General features: G+C 32.7%; 11 protein-coding genes. 7 read left to right on the top strand and 4 right to left on the bottom strand.

Going from position 1 to position 18,281, the window contains the following annotated elements:
• Positions 1–78 precede the first annotated feature (78 nt).
• Positions 79–1,623 (bottom strand): hypothetical protein, encoded by a 1,545-nt coding sequence (locus tag ACVC3Y_RS09275; protein ID WP_303423199.1) that lies wholly within the window; start codon positions 1,621–1,623, stop codon positions 79–81.
• A 147-nt stretch (positions 1,624–1,770) separates the two neighbouring features.
• On the opposite strand from ACVC3Y_RS09275, the gene ACVC3Y_RS09270 reads away from it, so the two are divergent.
• The 5 genes from ACVC3Y_RS09270 (at position 1,771) to ACVC3Y_RS09250 (ending at position 8,823) form a co-directional block, all read left to right on the top strand.
• Entirely contained in the window at positions 1,771–2,946 is a 1,176-nt protein-coding gene (locus ACVC3Y_RS09270) for a 2-isopropylmalate synthase (RefSeq protein WP_303422192.1), read from the top strand.
• Entirely contained in the window at positions 2,947–4,329 is a 1,383-nt protein-coding gene (gene leuC, locus ACVC3Y_RS09265; protein ID WP_452226710.1) for a 3-isopropylmalate dehydratase large subunit, read from the top strand.
• A gap of 1 nt (position 4,330) precedes the next feature.
• The gene (gene leuD, locus ACVC3Y_RS09260) at positions 4,331–4,915 is read left to right on the top strand and encodes a 3-isopropylmalate dehydratase small subunit (protein WP_303422198.1); all 585 of its coding nucleotides are present in this window, start codon (positions 4,331–4,333) and stop codon (positions 4,913–4,915) included.
• 205 nt (positions 4,916–5,120) lie between these two features.
• Positions 5,121–6,239: a 3-isopropylmalate dehydrogenase gene (gene leuB / locus ACVC3Y_RS09255; RefSeq protein WP_303422201.1), complete on the top strand. Its 1,119-nt coding sequence runs from the start codon at positions 5,121–5,123 to the stop codon at positions 6,237–6,239.
• 4 nt (positions 6,240–6,243) lie between these two features.
• Complete coding sequence (locus ACVC3Y_RS09250; protein WP_452226709.1) at positions 6,244–8,823, top strand: phosphoenolpyruvate carboxylase; 2,580 nt, start codon at positions 6,244–6,246, stop codon at positions 8,821–8,823.
• A gap of 200 nt (positions 8,824–9,023) precedes the next feature.
• Here the strand turns inward: ACVC3Y_RS09250 and ACVC3Y_RS09245 are convergent, their stop codons facing one another.
• The 3 genes from ACVC3Y_RS09245 to ACVC3Y_RS09235 form a co-directional block, all read right to left on the bottom strand.
• Positions 9,024–9,365: a P-II family nitrogen regulator gene (locus tag ACVC3Y_RS09245; protein ID WP_452226708.1), complete on the bottom strand. Its 342-nt coding sequence runs from the start codon at positions 9,363–9,365 to the stop codon at positions 9,024–9,026.
• A gap of 73 nt (positions 9,366–9,438) precedes the next feature.
• Positions 9,439–10,743 carry an ammonium transporter gene (locus ACVC3Y_RS09240; protein WP_303422209.1) on the bottom strand — a complete coding sequence of 435 codons (1,305 nt, stop codon included), beginning with the start codon at positions 10,741–10,743 and terminating at the stop codon, positions 9,439–9,441.
• Between the two features lie 32 nt (positions 10,744–10,775).
• On the bottom strand, positions 10,776–11,798 hold the full coding sequence (locus ACVC3Y_RS09235) for an outer membrane beta-barrel protein (protein ID WP_452226707.1): 1,023 nt from the start codon (positions 11,796–11,798) through the stop codon (positions 10,776–10,778).
• A 441-nt stretch (positions 11,799–12,239) separates the two neighbouring features.
• Here ACVC3Y_RS09235 and gltB point away from each other — a divergent pair, with 441 nt between their 5' ends.
• Positions 12,240–16,736 (top strand): glutamate synthase large subunit, encoded by a 4,497-nt coding sequence (gltB, locus tag ACVC3Y_RS09230; RefSeq protein ID WP_452226706.1) that lies wholly within the window; start codon positions 12,240–12,242, stop codon positions 16,734–16,736.
• Positions 16,737–16,739: 3 nt separating this feature from the next.
• Entirely contained in the window at positions 16,740–18,206 is a 1,467-nt protein-coding gene (locus ACVC3Y_RS09225; RefSeq protein WP_452226705.1) for a glutamate synthase subunit beta, read from the top strand.
• The last annotated feature ends 75 nt before the right edge of the window (positions 18,207–18,281 follow it).

The following is an 18,281-nucleotide window of genomic DNA, read 5'->3' as shown; positions in this document are numbered from 1 at the left end:
AAATATTGCATTACAAAAGTTTAATATCCAAATTTTTTATGCTTTTTTATTTGTTTTTTTTTTAAATCACAGAAAAAATCAAGCATAATTTGCTAAATATTTATCTTTAATAATTTGACCAACAGGCTTTTTTTCAATCTTACTTTCTAACCAAGAAATAATATCTAAATATAAAAATGCACGACGTTCGTATGGATGATCTTCATAGGTTTTTAAAACTTCTAATAATTTTTTAAACTCTTTTTTTAGATCTTGTGGGTAAATATCTTGTAATCCTCTAATAAATTTTATCATTTCTTTTTGCACTTCATGCAAATCATTCATCTTTATTAGAAACTTATAGGTACTAAGTAGTAACTTTTCTAAATGATAGTCTAAACCTGCTTCGTAATGTGCAACAAGATTTAAAACTCTAGAAAAACAAAGTAAATCTTCGCGCATAGAAAGTGTTTTATTCGATATTATTTTATCTAAATACCGAATACATTCTTTATTATTTCCAGCTCCAAAATGCAAACTAGCAAACTTGTAATAAAAAACCATTTTATGGTGTGCATCGATTTTATTTCTAAACGGAATTAGCTCCTTTTCAATTTGAGGTATTAAGGCTAAACCTTCTTGAAAGCTACCATCAATAAAGTATTTATTAATGTTATGAAAGTTAGTATACAAAAAAACTAAAGTAGCTACATTTTCATCTTTCGGAAAATTAGAACTATTTATTGTACCCTTAAACGCTTCTAGTTTAGCAATAAACTTTGGTTTATTTCTAATAAAATAAATAGCCTCTAAAAGATAATTATTTCCTTTTAAGAAAAACACAGGATTTAAATTTATCATACTCGGATTCTGATAAAATAGATCTACCCATTTGGATGCATACTTATAACAATTCAAAAAATCCTGTAACAAAAAACTATACCACAAATGCGCTTTGTAAAACCATAATTTCTCTCTAAAACCAACTTTTGTCATATTGAATTTAGGGAGTCTTTTATTAAAATAATCGGTTACTAAACGACTTTCTTCTTCGTTTTTAACATAACCTGTTTTTAAAATGATACTGTAAAGCTGAAGAGATAAATTAGACAATTTACTAGCAATAACATTTAAAGAACTAATCTCTTTTGCTTGCATTGCTAGTTCGTCTGCACGAGAACTAATACTCCTAGTAATGTATTGAGATTCTATTATTTTTTCTAATTCGATAATCTCAAAAGCAGCATTTTTTTCTTCGTTTACTATGGCTAATTCTTTGGCTTTATCTAATATTTTTAAACTTTGCTTATACAATCCTTTATGATACAAAATAGAAGCAAAATCTAACTGTTCTCTAATTTGAGAACGTACATTTTGATGCGAAGGATTTAATTTTAAACTAATTAGAATTTGTTTGTACAAATGTGCTTTTACATTAGCTATCTGTTGTTTTTTTACAATACCACTTTTTACAATAGAAGTTTCGTCGTAAGTTGTAGCTTTATCTAGTAAATTAAACAGTTTTAAAAACTTAGAGTCCGTATTTACTCCCAGCCGTCCTACATACAATTTAAATTGCCGCTTTTCAGATTTAGTTAATGACTTAACTAATAAAAATAAATTATCTTTTTGTTCTTTAGTTATCAATAGAATACTGTTTTAACTATTTGATTTTTAAGTAATTAGATTATCTTTATGCTTTTGAGCATCGTAAAAGTAAATGAAAAACAAATAATAATACCTAATCAAAATATAAATTCGTAATACAATACTAAAAATATATTTTGATATATGTCAAATAACAATATACAAATCTTTGATACAACCCTTCGAGATGGTGAACAAGTACCTGGTTGCAAACTAAACACAGAACAGAAGGTTATTATTGCAGAACAGCTGGATCAACTAGGAGTTGATGTTATAGAATCTGGTTTTCCCGTCTCTAGTCCTGGTGATTTTAAATCGGTACAAGAAATTTCGAAAATAGTTAAAAACGCAACCGTTTGTGGTTTAACTAGAGCAGTAGAAAACGACATTAAAGTAGCCGCAGAAGCATTACAATTTGCTAAAAAACCAAGAATACATACTGGGATTGGCACATCCGACTCGCATATTTTACATAAATTTAAATCGAATAAAGAAGCTATTATAGAACGTGCTTTTGCTGCAGTAAAATACGCAAAGTCTTTTGTTGAAGATGTAGAGTTTTATGCAGAAGATGCAGGAAGAACAGAAAACGAATATTTAGCTAGAGTTTGTGAGGCTGCAATAAAAGCTGGAGCAACGGTTTTAAATATTCCAGACACTACTGGGTATTGTTTACCTAGCGAGTATGGTGCGAAAATAAAATACTTAAAAGAAAATGTAAAAGGTATTGAAAAAGCCATTTTATCATGCCATTGCCATAATGATTTAGGTTTAGCTACTGCTAATTCTATAGAAGGAGTCATTAATGGAGCTCGTCAAATTGAATGTACTATAAATGGCATTGGTGAACGCGCAGGAAATACTGCTTTAGAAGAAGTGGTGATGGTTTTAAAACAACATCCTTACCTAAATTTAGACACCAATATTAAAACCGAAATGCTTTATGGAATAAGTCAATTGGTTTCCGATAGCATGGGAATTTACACACAACCAAACAAAGCAATTGTAGGTGCAAATGCTTTTGCTCATAGCTCAGGAATACACCAAGATGGTGTTATTAAAAACCGTGAGACTTATGAAATTATTGACCCAAAAGATGTTGGTGTAACCGAATCGGCTATTGTATTAACTGCTAGAAGTGGAAGAGCTGCTTTAGCGTATAGATCTAAGAATATTGGTTACGAATTAACAAAACTACAATTAGATGAAATTTATGCTAGCTTTTTAACTTTTGCAGACAAAAAGAAAGAGATTAATGATGCAGATATTCATCAAATAATTGAATCTAGTAAAGTATACCAACAAATAATTTCCGCTTAAATGAAGAAGACACTATTTGATAAAGTCTGGGATGCTCATGTGGTCGATACTATAAAAAATGGTCCACAGGTACTTTACATAGACAAACACTTAATACACGAAGTGACAAGTCCGCAAGCTTTTAATGAATTAGAAGATCGCGGAATTCCTGTTTTTAGACCTAACCAGATTGTGGCAACCGCAGACCACAATACACCAACACAAAATCAAGACCAACCAATTAAAGACGAGTTATCTAGAAAACAATTAGAACAACTATCTACAAATTGTAAAAAAAATAATATTACCCTATACCAACTAGGCCATAAATACAATGGTATTGTTCATGTTATGGCTCCAGAATTAGGCTTTACACAACCAGGAATGACTATGGTTTGTGGAGACAGCCACACCTCAACACATGGTGCTTTTGGCACTATTGCATTTGGTATTGGAACCAGTCAAGTAGCACAAGTTTTTGCTAGCCAATGCTTATTACTTACCAAACCAAAAAGTTTAAGAGTATCTGTTAATGGAAAACTAAAAAAAGGCGTACTACCTAAAGATGTAATTCTTTACCTTATTTCTAAACTAGGAACCAATTCTGGAACAGGATATTTTTGTGAATATGCAGGAAATGTGTTTGAAGAAATGAGTATGGAAGGTAGAATGACTGTTTGTAATATGAGTATTGAAATGGGCGCTCGAGGCGGAATGATTGCACCTGACCAAACTACTTTTGATTATGTACAAGGAAGAGAGTTTGCTCCAAAAAGCGAAGATTTTGATAAAAAAGTAGCGTATTGGAAAACCTTACCTACAGACGAAGGTGCAACTTTCGATAAAGAATACTTTTTTGATGCAGAAGATATAGAACCAATGATTACCTATGGTACTAACCCTGGAATGGGAATTAAAATTACAGAAAACATTCCTGTTGAAGAAAATGCTTCTTTCAAAAAGTCTTTAGAATACATGAATTTTGAAGCAGGTGAAAGCTTAATTAATAAACCTATAAACTTTGTGTTTATTGGTAGTTGCACGAATTCTAGAATAGAAGACTTTAGAGTTGCTGCAAACTTTATAAAAGGAAAACAAAAAGCAGCTAATGTTACTGCTTGGCTAGTTCCAGGAAGCAAGCAAGTAGAAGCACAAATTATAGAAGAAGGACTAAAAGATGTTTTTGATGCTGCAGGGTTTGAGTTAAGACAACCTGGTTGTTCTGCTTGTTTAGCAATGAACGATGATAAGATTCCGCAAGGCGAATATTGTGTATCTACATCCAATAGAAATTTTGAAGGACGACAAGGACAAGGTTCTAGAACCATTCTTGCTAGTCCATTAGTAGCAGCAGCAACTGCTGTAGAAGGGAAAATTATTGATATCACTAAACATCTTAACTAACATGGAAAAATTTACAACATTACAATCTAGAGCAATTCCATTACAAATTGAGAATGTAGATACCGATCAAATTATTCCTGCTCGTTTTTTAAAAGCTACAGACAAAAAAGGATTTGGTGATAACGTTTTTAGAGATTGGAGATACCATAAAGATGGATCTGTAAATACCGATTTTGCACTTAATAATGCTAATTACTCTGGGACTATACTTGTTGCTGGAGATAATTTTGGTTGTGGATCTAGTAGAGAACATGCAGCTTGGGCTTTAACTGGATATGGATTTAAAGTAGTTGTTTCTAGTTTTTTTGCCGACATATTTAAAGGAAATGCTTTAAATAATGGTTTATTACCTGTTCAAGTTTCTGAAACATTTTTAAAAGAATTATTAAGTATATTAGAAAACAATCCAGAAACAGAAATAATTGTAAATTTAGAAAAGCAAACTATTTCGGTTAATGAGACACTATCGGAATCTTTTGAAATTGACGCATACAAAAAAACGTGTATGATTAATGGTTATGATGATATTGACTATTTACTTAGCAAAAAATCAGAAATTGAAGCGTATGAAAATGCAACTAGCTGATAATTGCGTTAGCGATTGCAGTGACATCCTTTTTACATCTATTTGATAGATACGATTTTAAAGATAGAAAGTGTAAAAAGATATAACGGAAAGCGCGACCTTTAGGTAACGCCCAAAAATTAAAATAAGATTTCTAATTGTACGGAAATAAAAATATAAATTAAAAAGATAGTAGGAAAACATGCCTGCTTTCGCAAAAAATATTATGAAATTAAATATAGCTGTTTTACCCGGAGATGGCATTGGCCCAGAAGTTACAAAACAAGCAATTAAGGCTTTGCAAGCAATTGCTCTAGAGTTTGATCATTCGTTTTCTTTTACACACGCTCCAGTTGGAGCTATTGCAATTGACGAAACTGGAAACCCTTTACCTGAAGAAACTTTAGATGTTTGCGAAGCGAATGATGCTATTTTATTTGGTGCCATTGGAGATCCAAAATACGATAACAATCCGGATGCTAAAGTGCGTCCAGAACAAGGTTTACTGCGTTTACGAAAATCATTAGGTCTATTCGCTAACATTAGACCCGTAAAAGCTTATGATACTTTAATTGAAAAATCGCCTTTAAAAAAAGAGATTATTGAAGGTACAGATATTAGTATTTACAGAGAATTAACTGGTGGTATTTACTTTGGCGAAAAACATTTAAGCGAGGATGGAAATACAGCTTCGGATTTGTGCTTATATACAAAAATAGAAATTGAACGTATTGCACATTTAGCTTTTAAAGCTGCTGGATCGAGAAGAAACAAAGTAACTTTAGTAGATAAAGCGAATGTTTTAGAAAGCTCTAGGCTTTGGAGAAAAGTAGTTAGCGAAATTGCAAAAGACTATCCGCAAGTAACTTTAGATTTCTTATTTGTAGATAATGCAGCCATGCAAATGATTTTAAATCCAAAACAATTTGATGTTATTTTAACAGAAAACATGTTTGGAGATATTATTAGTGACGAAGCTAGTGTAATAGGCGGTTCTATTGGCTTATTGGCTTCGGCGTCTGTTGGAGACAAACATGCTATGTTTGAACCTATTCATGGTTCGTATCCACAAGCAACAGGCAAAGGAATTGCAAATCCTATTGCCTCGATTTTATCTGCCGCAATGTTGTTAGATCATTTTGATTTAACAGAAGAAGCAACACTAATTAGAAAAGGAGTAGAAAAATCTTTACTACTTAATATAACAACACCAGATTTAAATACAGAGTACACGAATGTAACTACATCTAAAGTCGGCGATTTTATTGCAGATTACATTTCTAATCCAAAAGACTCTAACCTTAATTTTTCTAACATTCACCTAGGTCAATCTACTATCATATAACTTTATGTCTACACAACCAAAACTCACCCGATTTAATCAAAATGTACTATCTAAATACCAGATATACAATAGTATTTTCATGACATTACCTTTTGATTCTATTACAAAAACAGGAGTTTTATTACCATTGTTTCATGAAACTTGTAAGAATGGTTTTGAAAATGGAGAAGACCCAACAACTATAGTTAACACTTTTTTTAAAAAGTATCAAGCTAGACGATCTAAAGAAAGTCAGATCGATTTATTATTTCGTTTTATTCAATATATCGAACGCCAAGTCGTTTTATTTGATGCTATTGAAGATGCCGCATTCCCTATAGTTAATAACATGGATGGAATTGGTACTTTAAGAAGTTTAAAAGAAACCGCTTCTGCAGAAGACAAGTTAGAAACACTTCAAAAATACCTGGAAGAATTTAAAGTTAGAATTGTTTTAACAGCACATCCAACACAATTTTATCCTGGTTCTGTTTTAGGAATTATTACAGATTTAACCGAAGCTGTTAAAGAAAATGATTTGCTTCGCATAAATGATTTATTAGCGCAATTAGGAAAAACACCTTTCTTCAAACATAAAAAACCTACACCTTATGATGAGGCAGTAAGTCTAATTTGGTATTTAGAAAATGTATTTTATAAATCCTTTGGAAGCATTTACGATTATATTCAACAAAATATTTTTGACGGAAAACAAATAGATAACGACATTATAAATATTGGTTTTTGGCCAGGAGGAGATAGAGACGGAAACCCATTTGTTACTCCAGAAATCACATTAAATGTTGCCAAAAGACTACAAGACACTGTAATTAAAAATTACTATAGAGACATAAGAAAATTAAAAAGAAAACTAACTTTTCAAGGTGTTGAAGATAAAATTAACGCTCTAGAAAAAGAACTCTATAAAATAATAACGAATAAAAACTCTAGTTTAACTGCAGATAGTTTTACTTCTGAATTAAAAGAAATTAAACAAATTGTTATTGACAAACACCAATCACTTTATGCATCTGAAGTGAATAGTTTGATAAATAAAATTCATCTTTTCGGATTTCATTTTGCGAATCTAGACATTCGTCAAGACAGTAGAAAGCATGACCAATTTTTTAATGATATGGTAAATGCTTTAATAGATAATGGAAGCAATATTTTCCCGAAAAACTATCATGACCTATCAGAATCGGAACAAGTAAAAATCTTATCAAAAGTAAAAGGAACTGTAGATCCTTCCTTAATAAAAGATGAAGAAACCTTAAAAGCCTTAAATACCATGAAGGCTATTAAAACTATTCAAGACTCTAATGGAGAAAAAGCTGCAAATAGATATATAATAAGTAACAACCAGACCACTTTAAACGTGATGCAACTTTTTGCGATGCTAAAACTGGTCGCCTTTCAAGAAGAATTAACTGTAGATATTGGACCACTTTTTGAAACCATTACAGATTTAGAAAATGCTCCTGCAGTTATGGAAGCTTTATATACAAACCCAGAATATGTAGCGCACTTAAAAGCAAGAGGTAACAAACAAACCATCATGCTTGGTTTTAGTGACGGCACAAAAGATGGTGGTTATTTAATGGCAAACTGGGCAATTTATAAAGCCAAAGAGAACCTAACCGCTATTTCTAGAAAATATGATATAACTGCTATTTTCTTCGATGGTCGTGGTGGCCCACCTGCCCGTGGAGGAGGAAAAACACATAATTTTTATGCGTCATTAGGCCCAACGATTGAAGACAAAGAAGTACAATTAACTATACAAGGACAAACAATTAGTTCCAATTTTGGTACATCTGAATCTTCGCAATATAATTTAGAACAACTTATTACCTCTGGAATTCATAATAGTTTTAGCGAAACAGACCTAAGCATGCTTCCAGAAAACAGAGAAGTAATGAATGATATTGCAAATTTAAGCTATGAAGCATATGTTGCTTTTAAAGCACATCCAAAGTTCATTTCTTATTTAGAACATATGAGTACTTTAAAATATTATGCGAAAACAAATATTGGAAGTCGTCCATCGAAAAGAGGAAAATCAGACGGCTTAGTTTTTGAAGATTTAAGAGCAATCCCTTTTGTTGGTTCATGGAGTCAATTAAAACAAAATGTGCCAGGTTTTTTCGGTGTAGGAACAGCCCTAAAGAAATATGAAGATGCTGGTGAATTTGACAAAGCACAGCATTTATTTAAAACATCTGATTTCTTTAAAACATTAATAGAAAACAGTATGATGTCCTTATCTAAATCCTTTTTCGACTTAACGAAATACATGTCTGAAGATCCAGAATATGGAGATTTCTGGAATGTAATTCATAACGAATACGAAACCACAAAACGTCTTATACTTAAACTAACTGGATATAAAGAATTGATGCAAGAAGAACCTGCCGGAAAAGCATCTATTGCAGTTAGAGAATCTATTGTTTTACCTTTATTAACTATACAACAATTTGCTTTAAAAAAGATTCAAGAACTTGAAAAAGCAGAAGTTAGGGATGAAGCACAAATTAAAATCTTTGAAAAAATAGTAACGCGTTCCTTATTTGGAAATATAAATGCAAGCCGTAACTCTGCCTAACCTAAATATTTTATTGTTAGTCTTATTATTAAAAAACCTCGAAACATTACATTTCGAGGTTTTTACTAACAAACAATTAAACTAAATAATTAATACTATAGAACCTATATAACATAAGTAGGTTTTTCTAGCATCAAGTTCTTCTATTTCTTAATATTTTAAAATTCTATTCTTTTAAATTCCAGCCAAATCACCTATTCTTAACGTAAGGTATTTGGTCCTTTTTCTCCAGTTCTAATTCTATAAACTTCATTGACAGGAGAAACAAAAATTACGCCATCACCAACTTCACCAGTAGGTGCAGCATCTAATATTGCCTTTATTGTTACTTCTTCAAAATCATCATTAACGACAATAGACATGTAATATCTTTCGATTTCAGTAGTACTATTAGAAATAACCTTAGACAAGTCCTCGTCATCATTTTCTTTTCCAAACCCAGTTACTTCCCAAAATGAAAAAAAGTTAACTCCTACTTCATGTAAAGCTTTTTTAACATCTAAAAATTTAGATTTTCTAATAACCGCTTCTACTTTTTTCATTTATTTTTTTATTTCAAAATTAAGTAATAGCTCTAAACTTTATTATTTAGAGCTATTACTTAAAAGACTGTTTTTAACCTCTATCTCTTTTTCCTGGATAAGCAATTTCTCCATGTTCAGATAAATCTAAACCTACCGTTTCTTCTTCTTCAGTTACACGAAGTCCCATTGTAGATTTCAATATCTTTAATATAATAAACGATAATACTACAGACCAAACTGCGTAAGCCAATACTCCAGTTGCCTGAGCACCTAGTTGGCTAAATCCACCGCCATTAAACAAACCAATTCCTGTATCACCATCTATACCCCAAAGACCTATTACTAAAGTCCCCCAAGCACCAGCAACACCATGAACAGAAGCTGCTCCAATAGCATCATCTATTTTAAGTTTCTTTTCAATAAACTCGATTGAAAACACTACAATAATACCTCCAATTAATCCAGCAAAAATAGCTCCAACTGCAGACATATTACCACAACCAGCAGTAATACTAACTAAACCTGCTAATGCACCATTTAATGTTTGCGGCAAGTTAGGCTTACCATACCAAATCCATGTAGTAACTAATGCTCCTAGACCACCAGCTGCTGCAGCTAAATTTGTTATTAATACTACATTAGAAGCAGCTATTGCATCTGCACCTCCCCAAGCTAATTGAGAACCTCCATTAAATCCAAACCAACCTAACCAAAGTACAAACACACCTAAAGTTGCTAATACTTGGTTGTGACCTGGAATTGCAATTACTTTTCCATCTACATATTTTCCTATTCTAGGACCTACCATAAAAGCAGCTACAAGAGCAGCCCAACCCCCTACAGAGTGTACAATAGAAGAACCTGCAAAATCAATAAATCCTAATTCGGTTAACCAACCAGAACCTTGCCATTGCCATCCACCTGCTATTGGATAAATTAAAGCTGTCATTACAACAGAAAATATAGCATAAGTTGAATATTTAGTTCGTCCCGCTATAGCTCCTGATACAATTGTCGCAGCTGTTGCAGCAAACATGGTTTGAAAGAATAGATCGGCTCCTTCACCTTGCATTAAACCTCCCCAGAAAAACCATCCGTTAGAAGTGTCTCCATACATTAAAGAATAACCTACCAACCAGTACGTTAGGGATCCAACACAAATATCAAGCAAGTTTTTCATTGCTATATTTGCTGCATTTTTTGAACGCGTCATTCCCGTTTCTACTAATGTGAAACCTGCCTGCATAAAGAATACTAGAATACCCGAAATAAGCATCCATAACATTCCGAAATCGCCATTAATTGCGTTAACCGCATCTTCTATATCTTTTGTTGTAGCAGCCGCAACTTCTTGTGTTGCGACTAAATTTGGTATTATTGTTAAAAAACTCTCCATAATTATTGTTTGTAGTTAGTTAGTACTTTTTTTTAATTGAATTTATAAACCGCAGCGATTAAAAAAGTAGACAAACTTTTAGTCCCTTCTAAATCACTATCTGCATAAACCTCTTGCGAATTATTATCTAATCTTAATTCTGGTATTATTGTTAAATTCTCGTATGTATAACTTCCTGTTAAAGTAATAGCTAATACATCAGAATCGTCTACAAAAGAATCAGAATCACTTAGCCAATCAAAGTACTCACCTCTTAAACCAATAGAAAAACTATCTGAGGCAGCAAATTGTGGATAAATAGCAGCTCCCATAAAACCTTCTCCTTCATTATCTGCATAAGCAGCATTAAGACCTAAATAGAAAGAATCTGAAATATCAAATCCACCTGTATAATCTACTTCAAAACCTAAAACTTCTTTATCGTCGTAGTAAAAATTCAAGTATTGACCTGAATAACCAAGTTGAGCTCCAAATGCATAACCTCCAATAAGATTATTATTTACATCTGTAGGATTCATAACAGCAAGCATCAAACTAAAATCATCAGATAAAGCAAAATCTGCTTTTAAACCTACATGAGAAAATGGCCCACTAGAAAACAAATAAGAAGTACTATAATTAAAATTACCTGTAGGAGAAATTACTTCATAACCTAAATACGTATTAAAACGTCCTAAAGTTAATGTTGTACTTTCTGTTACATTCCAATATGCATATAATTGATTTAAATTATACCCACCAATAGCAGCATCTCCTCTTGGCCCAAAAACTAAATCTGCAACTACCCCAGTTTTCGCTCCTTCGTATTTAGCAATAATATTCGCCATACCTAAAGCAAAACCTGTTTCGTCTGCAAATGAAGTACCAAAAGTTTGAAAAGCATCTCCATCATCTCCAAAGATTGCTTTATCACTTGAAGTTAAGTTTGTTTGATAATATGCATCAACACTTCCTTCAAAAGAGAACTTTGTTTCTTTTGGTTCTGGCTCTGTAGTTTCTTGTGCAGAAAGATAGCCTGTTGCTAATAACATAGCAGATAGTAAAATTTTTTTCATAAGTAAATATTTTAGTGGTTAATAGAAAGTCAAATCTATATTAAAAAGTTTTTAACCCCTAAAAATTAAGGGTGTAAATCATCATTTTTATGATAATTTTATTTTAACCCCTATTTTTCATAGGGTAAAATAATTTATTATCTATTTATTTACGAAATCCACATTTAGAAAAAGCATTATTATCAATTTTTTTTTAATTTTAATAAACTATAAATAACTTTTCAGTCTTTTCGAAAACGATTTCGTATAAAAAATGATTTTTTATTAAATATTATTCATTGCTTATTTATTAATATTCAATCGTATTCATTATTGAATTTTCATTTACATCCAACTTAACTACCAATATGAGAAAAGTCTTTATACTTTTTTTTTAATCAAATTATAGCACATATCTTAGAGAAGAAATAAGGCGAAAAAAGCCTTTAAATTTTACTAATTATGCTTAAGAAACAAGGACTTTATTTACCAGAATTTGAACACGATAATTGTGGTGCAGGATTTATATGTAGTTTAACAGGAAAACGATCAAATGACATTATACATAAAGCACTTGAAATCCTAGTAAAACTAGAGCATCGCGGAGCTGTAAGTTCTGACGGAGTAACTGGGGATGGCGCTGGGATATTAATTGATATTCCGCATAAATTTTTTAAAATATTTTGTGATTTCGACTTACCTGAAACTGGTCAATATGCCGTTAGTAATGTATTCCTTCCAAAAAAGGATAATCAACGTCAATTTTGTATCGATGTTTTTGAAAAAGAAATACAAAATCAAGGCCTAAAATTAATTGGCTGGAGAGATGTACCTGTTAATAGTGAAGTTTTAGGAAAAGTTGCTAAAACAACAGAGCCTTTTGTAAAACAAATTTTTATTGGAAAGGCAGATGAAAACCAAACAGAAAGAGAATTCAACCTAAAATTATATGCTGCCCGTAAAATTGCAGAACACACAATATATGATTCTAAATTATCAGAATCTAAATTCTTTTATCTACCAAGTTTATCTACCAAAATAATAATCTTTAAAGGATTATTAATGCCAGAACATATTAATGAGTATTATTTAGATCTTTTTAATTCGGCTTTAGATACACGATTAGCATTAGTACATCAACGTTTTTCTACAAACACCTTCCCTACTTGGGATTTAGCACAACCTTTTAGATATATATGTCATAATGGGGAAATAAACACCGTAAGAGGTAACATATCACGCATGTTTTCTCGAGAAGAAATTATGGAAAGCCCTTTATTTGGTGATGATATAAAAAAAATAATCCCAACCATTTTAAAAGGAAAATCGGATTCTGCTACCTTAGATATGGTTGTCGAATTATTATTAATGACAGGTCGATCGCTTCCAGAAGCTATGATGATGTTAGTACCAGAAGCATGGGAGAAAAACCCAAATATGTCGGATGCTAAAAAGGCATTTTACGAGTATAATTCTTGCTTAATGGAACCTTGGGATGGACCTGCTTCTATTCCTTTTACAGATGGTAATTTTATTGGAGCAGTACTAGATCGAAACGGGCTTCGTCCTTCTCGTTATACCGTTACTAAACTAGGAAATGTTATCATGTCTTCTGAAACAGGTGTCGTAGATATTAAACCTGAAAACGTAGAGTATCATGGTCGTTTAGAACCCGGAAAAATGTTTTTAGTAAACATGAATGAAGGTAGGATAGTTAATGACGAAGAGATAAAAGAAGAAATTGCAAACAAATATCCTTATAGAAAATGGCTTAACGAAAATCTAATCCACCTTAGAGATATTAAGGCAAAAAAAGGACCTATTAAGTACGACGAAATAGCTCTTAAAAAACGTGAAGTTGTTTTTGGCTATACACAAGAAGATATAAACACCATTATAAGACCCATGGCGCAATTAGGGAAAGAACCTATTGGATCTATGGGAAGTGACTCACCTATCGCAATTTTATCTGAAAAACCACAACTAATATACAACTACTTTAAACAGCTATTTGCACAAGTTACTAATCCGCCTTTAGACGGAATTCGAGAAGAATTAATCACAGATATTAGCTTAACTTTAGGTAGTGATGTAAATCTTTTTGACATCAATGCAGAACACTGCAAAAAACTAAAAATTCAAAACCCGGTTATTTCAAAACACGATTTAGATAAGATAAGAGATTACGATACAAATCCAGATTTTAAAGTAGAATCTATTTCTATGTTATATGAAGTAAATCGTGGATTAAACGAATTAGAAGTAGCACTTGAAAACCTAGTTACCAAGGCATCTAAAGCAATAGATAATGGTGCAAATATTATTATTTTATCTGATAGATTTGTAGACGAAAATCACGCACCAATTCCTGCTCTTTTAGCATGTTCATATTTAAATCATGCACTTCATAAATTAGAAAAACGTTCAAAAATAAGTTTAATTATTGAATCGGCAGAACCGCGTGAAGTGCATCACTTTGCATTACTATTTGGTTATGGAGCAAGCGCAGTAAATCCTTATATTGTAAATGAGATTGTACAAAAACAAATCAACAACCAAGATGTTACCGATTTAGAATATTTAACTGCAATAAAAAATTATAACAAAGCAGTCGGAAAAGGCATATTAAAGGTGATGAATAAAATTGGTATTTCAACACTTAACTCGTACAGAGGTTCTCAATTATTTGAATGTATTGGAATAAACACAAAAACTGTTGAAAAATACTTCCCTAACACAACAACCAGAATTCAAGGTATAGGATTAAGAGAAATTGAGCAAGAAATTGTAAAACGTCATAAAAAAGCATTTCATAAAAACACAGAACCAGATATTGAAGTAGGGGGAGATTATAGATGGAGACGCGGACAAGAAAAACACATGTTCAATCCGCTAACTGTTGCTAAACTTCAAGAATCGGTTAGAACGAATAAAGCATCTACTTTTAAAGAATACTCCGAATTGGTAAACAATCAATCCAAAAGCTTAATGACTATTAGAGGCTTGTTTGAATTCGATCAATTCGACCCAATTCCTCTAGAAGAAGTAGAACCTTGGACAGAGATTGTAAAACGTTTTAAAACTGGCGCCATGTCTTATGGCTCCATTAGTAAAGAAGCTCATGAAAATTTAGCTGTTGCCATGAATAGAATTGGAGGGAAATCTAATTCTGGCGAAGGTGGAGAAGATCAAGAACGATTCTATAAAACCTCACAAGGAGATTGGAAAAACTCTGCCATAAAACAAGTAGCTTCTGGCCGTTTTGGTGTAACATCAAATTACTTAACAAGTGCAAACGAAATTCAAATAAAAATAGCGCAAGGTGCTAAACCTGGAGAAGGCGGTCAATTACCAGGACCTAAGGTAAATAGAGAAATTGCTAAAACTAGAAATTCTACTCCTTATGTTGGACTAATCTCTCCACCACCGCATCACGATATTTATTCTATTGAAGATTTATCTCAATTAATTTACGATGTAAAATCTGCAAACAGATCGGCTAGAATTAATGTAAAACTAGTTTCAGAAGTTGGTGTAGGAACCGTTGCAGCAGGTGTTGCCAAAGCAAAAGCAGATGTTATTTTAGTATCTGGTTTTGATGGAGGAACAGGAGCTTCCCCTTTAACATCCTTACGACACTGTGGCTTACCATGGGAACTTGGTATTGCCGAAGCACAACAAACACTAGTAATGAACGACCTTAGAAATCGTATTGTTTTAGAATGTGACGGACAATTAAAAACAGGTAGAGATGTTGCTATAGCTTGTTTATTAGGAGCAGAAGAATTTGGCTTTGCAACAGCACCTTTAGTAGCCTCTGGCTGCATCATGATGCGTGTTTGCCATTTAAACACCTGCCCAGTTGGTATTGCAACTCAAAATCCAGAATTACGTAAAAAGTTTAAAGGAAAGCCAGAACACGTAGTTAACTACATGTATTTTGTAGCGCAAGAATTACGTGAAATCATGGCAAAACTAGGGTTTAGAACTATTAATGAAATGGTAGGTCAATCTCAAAAATTAAATAGAAATAAAGCTATTGATCATTATAAATCTTCAGGAATAGACTTAACTCCTATTCTTCACAAAGTAGAAGTTGCTGAAGATGTAAAACTATATAACACCTATTGCCAAGACCACAATTTAAATGTACACTTAGATTTTAAGATCATTAAACAAGCACACCAAGCTTTATTTAGAAGGCAAAAAACACAATTTGAATTACCTATCACTAATATTGACCGAGCAGTTGGTGCTATTGTTAGTAATGAAATTTCAAAAATTTATGGTGCAGATGGTCTACCAGAAGACACTATAGATATAGACTTTCATGGTTCGGCCGGACAAAGTTTTGGCGCATTTGCTACCAAAGGATTAAAATTTACGGTTCATGGAAACACAAACGATTACTTAGGTAAAGGTTTATCTGGAGCTAAAATTATTATTAAAGTCCCCGAAAAATGCACCATTGTTCCTGAAGACAATATCATTACAGGAAACGTAACATTATATGGTGCAACCTCGGGAGAAGTATACATAAACGGAAAAGCTGGAGAGCGTTTTTGTGTTAGAAATTCTGGTGCAAAAGCAGTTGTGGAAGGCATTGGAGATCATGGTTGTGAATATATGACTGGTGGAGTTGCTGTTATTTTAGGAGCTGTAGGAAGAAATTTTGGAGCAGGAATGAGCGGCGGGATTGCATTTGTTTTAGATGAAGATGGAACCTTTAAACAAAACTGTAATGCTGAAGATTTAAATGTCGATCCTATACATAGCGAAGAAGATGCACTTCAACTAAAACAATTAATTGAAAATCATTTAGAAGCTACAGGAAGCCCATTGGCAGATCGTATTTTAAAAGACTGGAACAACTACCTTCCAAAGTTTAAAAAAGTATTACCAGAAGAATACAGACAAGCATTATTAAGATTAGAACAAGAACAATTAGAATTAGCGTAAATTATGGGAAAGACAACAGGATTTTTAGAATTTGAGCGCCAAAACGAAAGTTATATAGCACCAAAAAAACGAATTGAAAACTACAAAGAATTTACAATTCCTTTAAAAGAAGAAAAATTAAAAGATCAAGGTGCACGTTGCATGGATTGCGGAATACCGTTTTGCCATAGTGGCTGTCCGCTTGGAAATTTAATTCCAGATTTTAATGACAAAGTATACAAAGGAAAATGGAAAGAGGCTGCCGAAATATTACACAAAACAAATAACTTCCCTGAATTTACCGGTAGACTATGTCCTGCTCCTTGTGAAGAAGCATGTGTTTTAGGCATTAACGAAGATCCTGTAACCATAGAAAATATTGAAAAAAACATAGTTGAAACCGCTTTTAACGAAGGCTGGATCACTGCACAACCTCCAAAAATTAGAACCGAAAAAACCGTTGCCATTATTGGTTCTGGACCTGCAGGATTAGCTGCTGCACAACAATTAAATCGAGCTGGACATACCGTTACTGTTTTTGAAAGAGATGAAAAAGTTGGCGGATTATTACGTTACGGAATTCCAGATTTTAAGATGGAAAAAAACGTTATCGACAGACGTGTTAAGGTTTTAGAAGAAGAAGGAATTACGTTTAAAACCAATGCACACGTTGGAGAAAACATAGATGCAAACAAAATAAAAGATGACTTTGACGCTGTAGTTTTATGTGGTGGAGCAACAGTTAGAAGAAACATCCCTATTCCTGGAGCCGATCTAAAAGGGGTAACACAAGCAATGGATTTTTTAAAGCTAAACAACCAATATGTAGATGGTTTAGTAGCATTTAAAGATGTGATTTCTGCCGAAGCTAAAAATGTTATTGTTATTGGTGGAGGAGATACAGGTAGCGATTGTATAGGAACTTCTAATCGTCATGGAGCAACTTCGGTTACTAATTTTGAAATATTAAGCAAACCAACCGAAGGTAGACCTGCGCATCAACCTTGGCCTTATTGGCCAATGAAGCTAAAAACAACATCTTCACACCAAGAAGGTGTAGAACGTTTTTTTAGCATTTCTACAAAAGAATTTTTAGGAGATAAAAAAGGTAACTTAACTGGTTTAAAAACGGTGGAAGTAGAATGGATTTTTACTCCTGGCGAAAGACCACAACTTAAAGAACTACCTAATACTGAAAAAGAATGGAAATGCGACTTAGCATTATTAGCACTTGGTTTTACAGGAGCTGAAAAAACATTAGCAGATCAGTTTGGTTTGAACATGGATTTTAGAACCAATATTGAAGCATCTACAAAAGATTACAAAACCAATATCCCTGGTATTTTTGCCGCTGGAGATATGCGTCGTGGACAGTCGCTAATTGTCTGGGCAATCTCCGAAGGAAGACAAGCAGCACATTATGTAGACACTTATTTAATGGGAGAATCTTGTTTACCTTTAAAGGACGACAGTGATTTACCTAGAGCTTAAAACCCTGAGAATATAAGATAAACATAAAAAAAGCACCTTAAAAAAGGTGCTTTTTTTTTACTATAAATACATACT

The organism is Lacinutrix cladophorae (genome assembly GCF_053604645.1).
The sequence above is the reverse complement of the archived record's forward strand: the minus strand, read 5'-3'. Positions and strand labels throughout refer to the sequence as shown.

What these genes read in the sequence shown, in the direction of transcription:
- ACVC3Y_RS09270 (WP_303422192.1), top strand. Translation starts at nt 1,771, where the DNA reads ATGTCAAATAACAATATACAAATCTTTGATACAACCCTTCGAGATGGT.
- leuC (WP_452226710.1), top strand. Translation starts at nt 2,947, where the DNA reads ATGAAGAAGACACTATTTGATAAAGTCTGGGATGCTCATGTGGTCGAT.
- leuD (WP_303422198.1), top strand. Translation starts at nt 4,331, where the DNA reads ATGGAAAAATTTACAACATTACAATCTAGAGCAATTCCATTACAAATT.
- leuB (WP_303422201.1), top strand. Translation starts at nt 5,121, where the DNA reads ATGAAATTAAATATAGCTGTTTTACCCGGAGATGGCATTGGCCCAGAA.
- ACVC3Y_RS09250 (WP_452226709.1), top strand. Translation starts at nt 6,244, where the DNA reads ATGTCTACACAACCAAAACTCACCCGATTTAATCAAAATGTACTATCT.
- ACVC3Y_RS09245 (WP_452226708.1), bottom strand. Translation starts at nt 9,365, where the DNA reads ATGAAAAAAGTAGAAGCGGTTATTAGAAAATCTAAATTTTTAGATGTT.
- ACVC3Y_RS09240 (WP_303422209.1), bottom strand. Translation starts at nt 10,743, where the DNA reads ATGGAGAGTTTTTTAACAATAATACCAAATTTAGTCGCAACACAAGAA.
- ACVC3Y_RS09235 (WP_452226707.1), bottom strand. Translation starts at nt 11,798, where the DNA reads ATGAAAAAAATTTTACTATCTGCTATGTTATTAGCAACAGGCTATCTT.
- gltB (WP_452226706.1), top strand. Translation starts at nt 12,240, where the DNA reads ATGCTTAAGAAACAAGGACTTTATTTACCAGAATTTGAACACGATAAT.
- ACVC3Y_RS09225 (WP_452226705.1), top strand. Translation starts at nt 16,740, where the DNA reads ATGGGAAAGACAACAGGATTTTTAGAATTTGAGCGCCAAAACGAAAGT.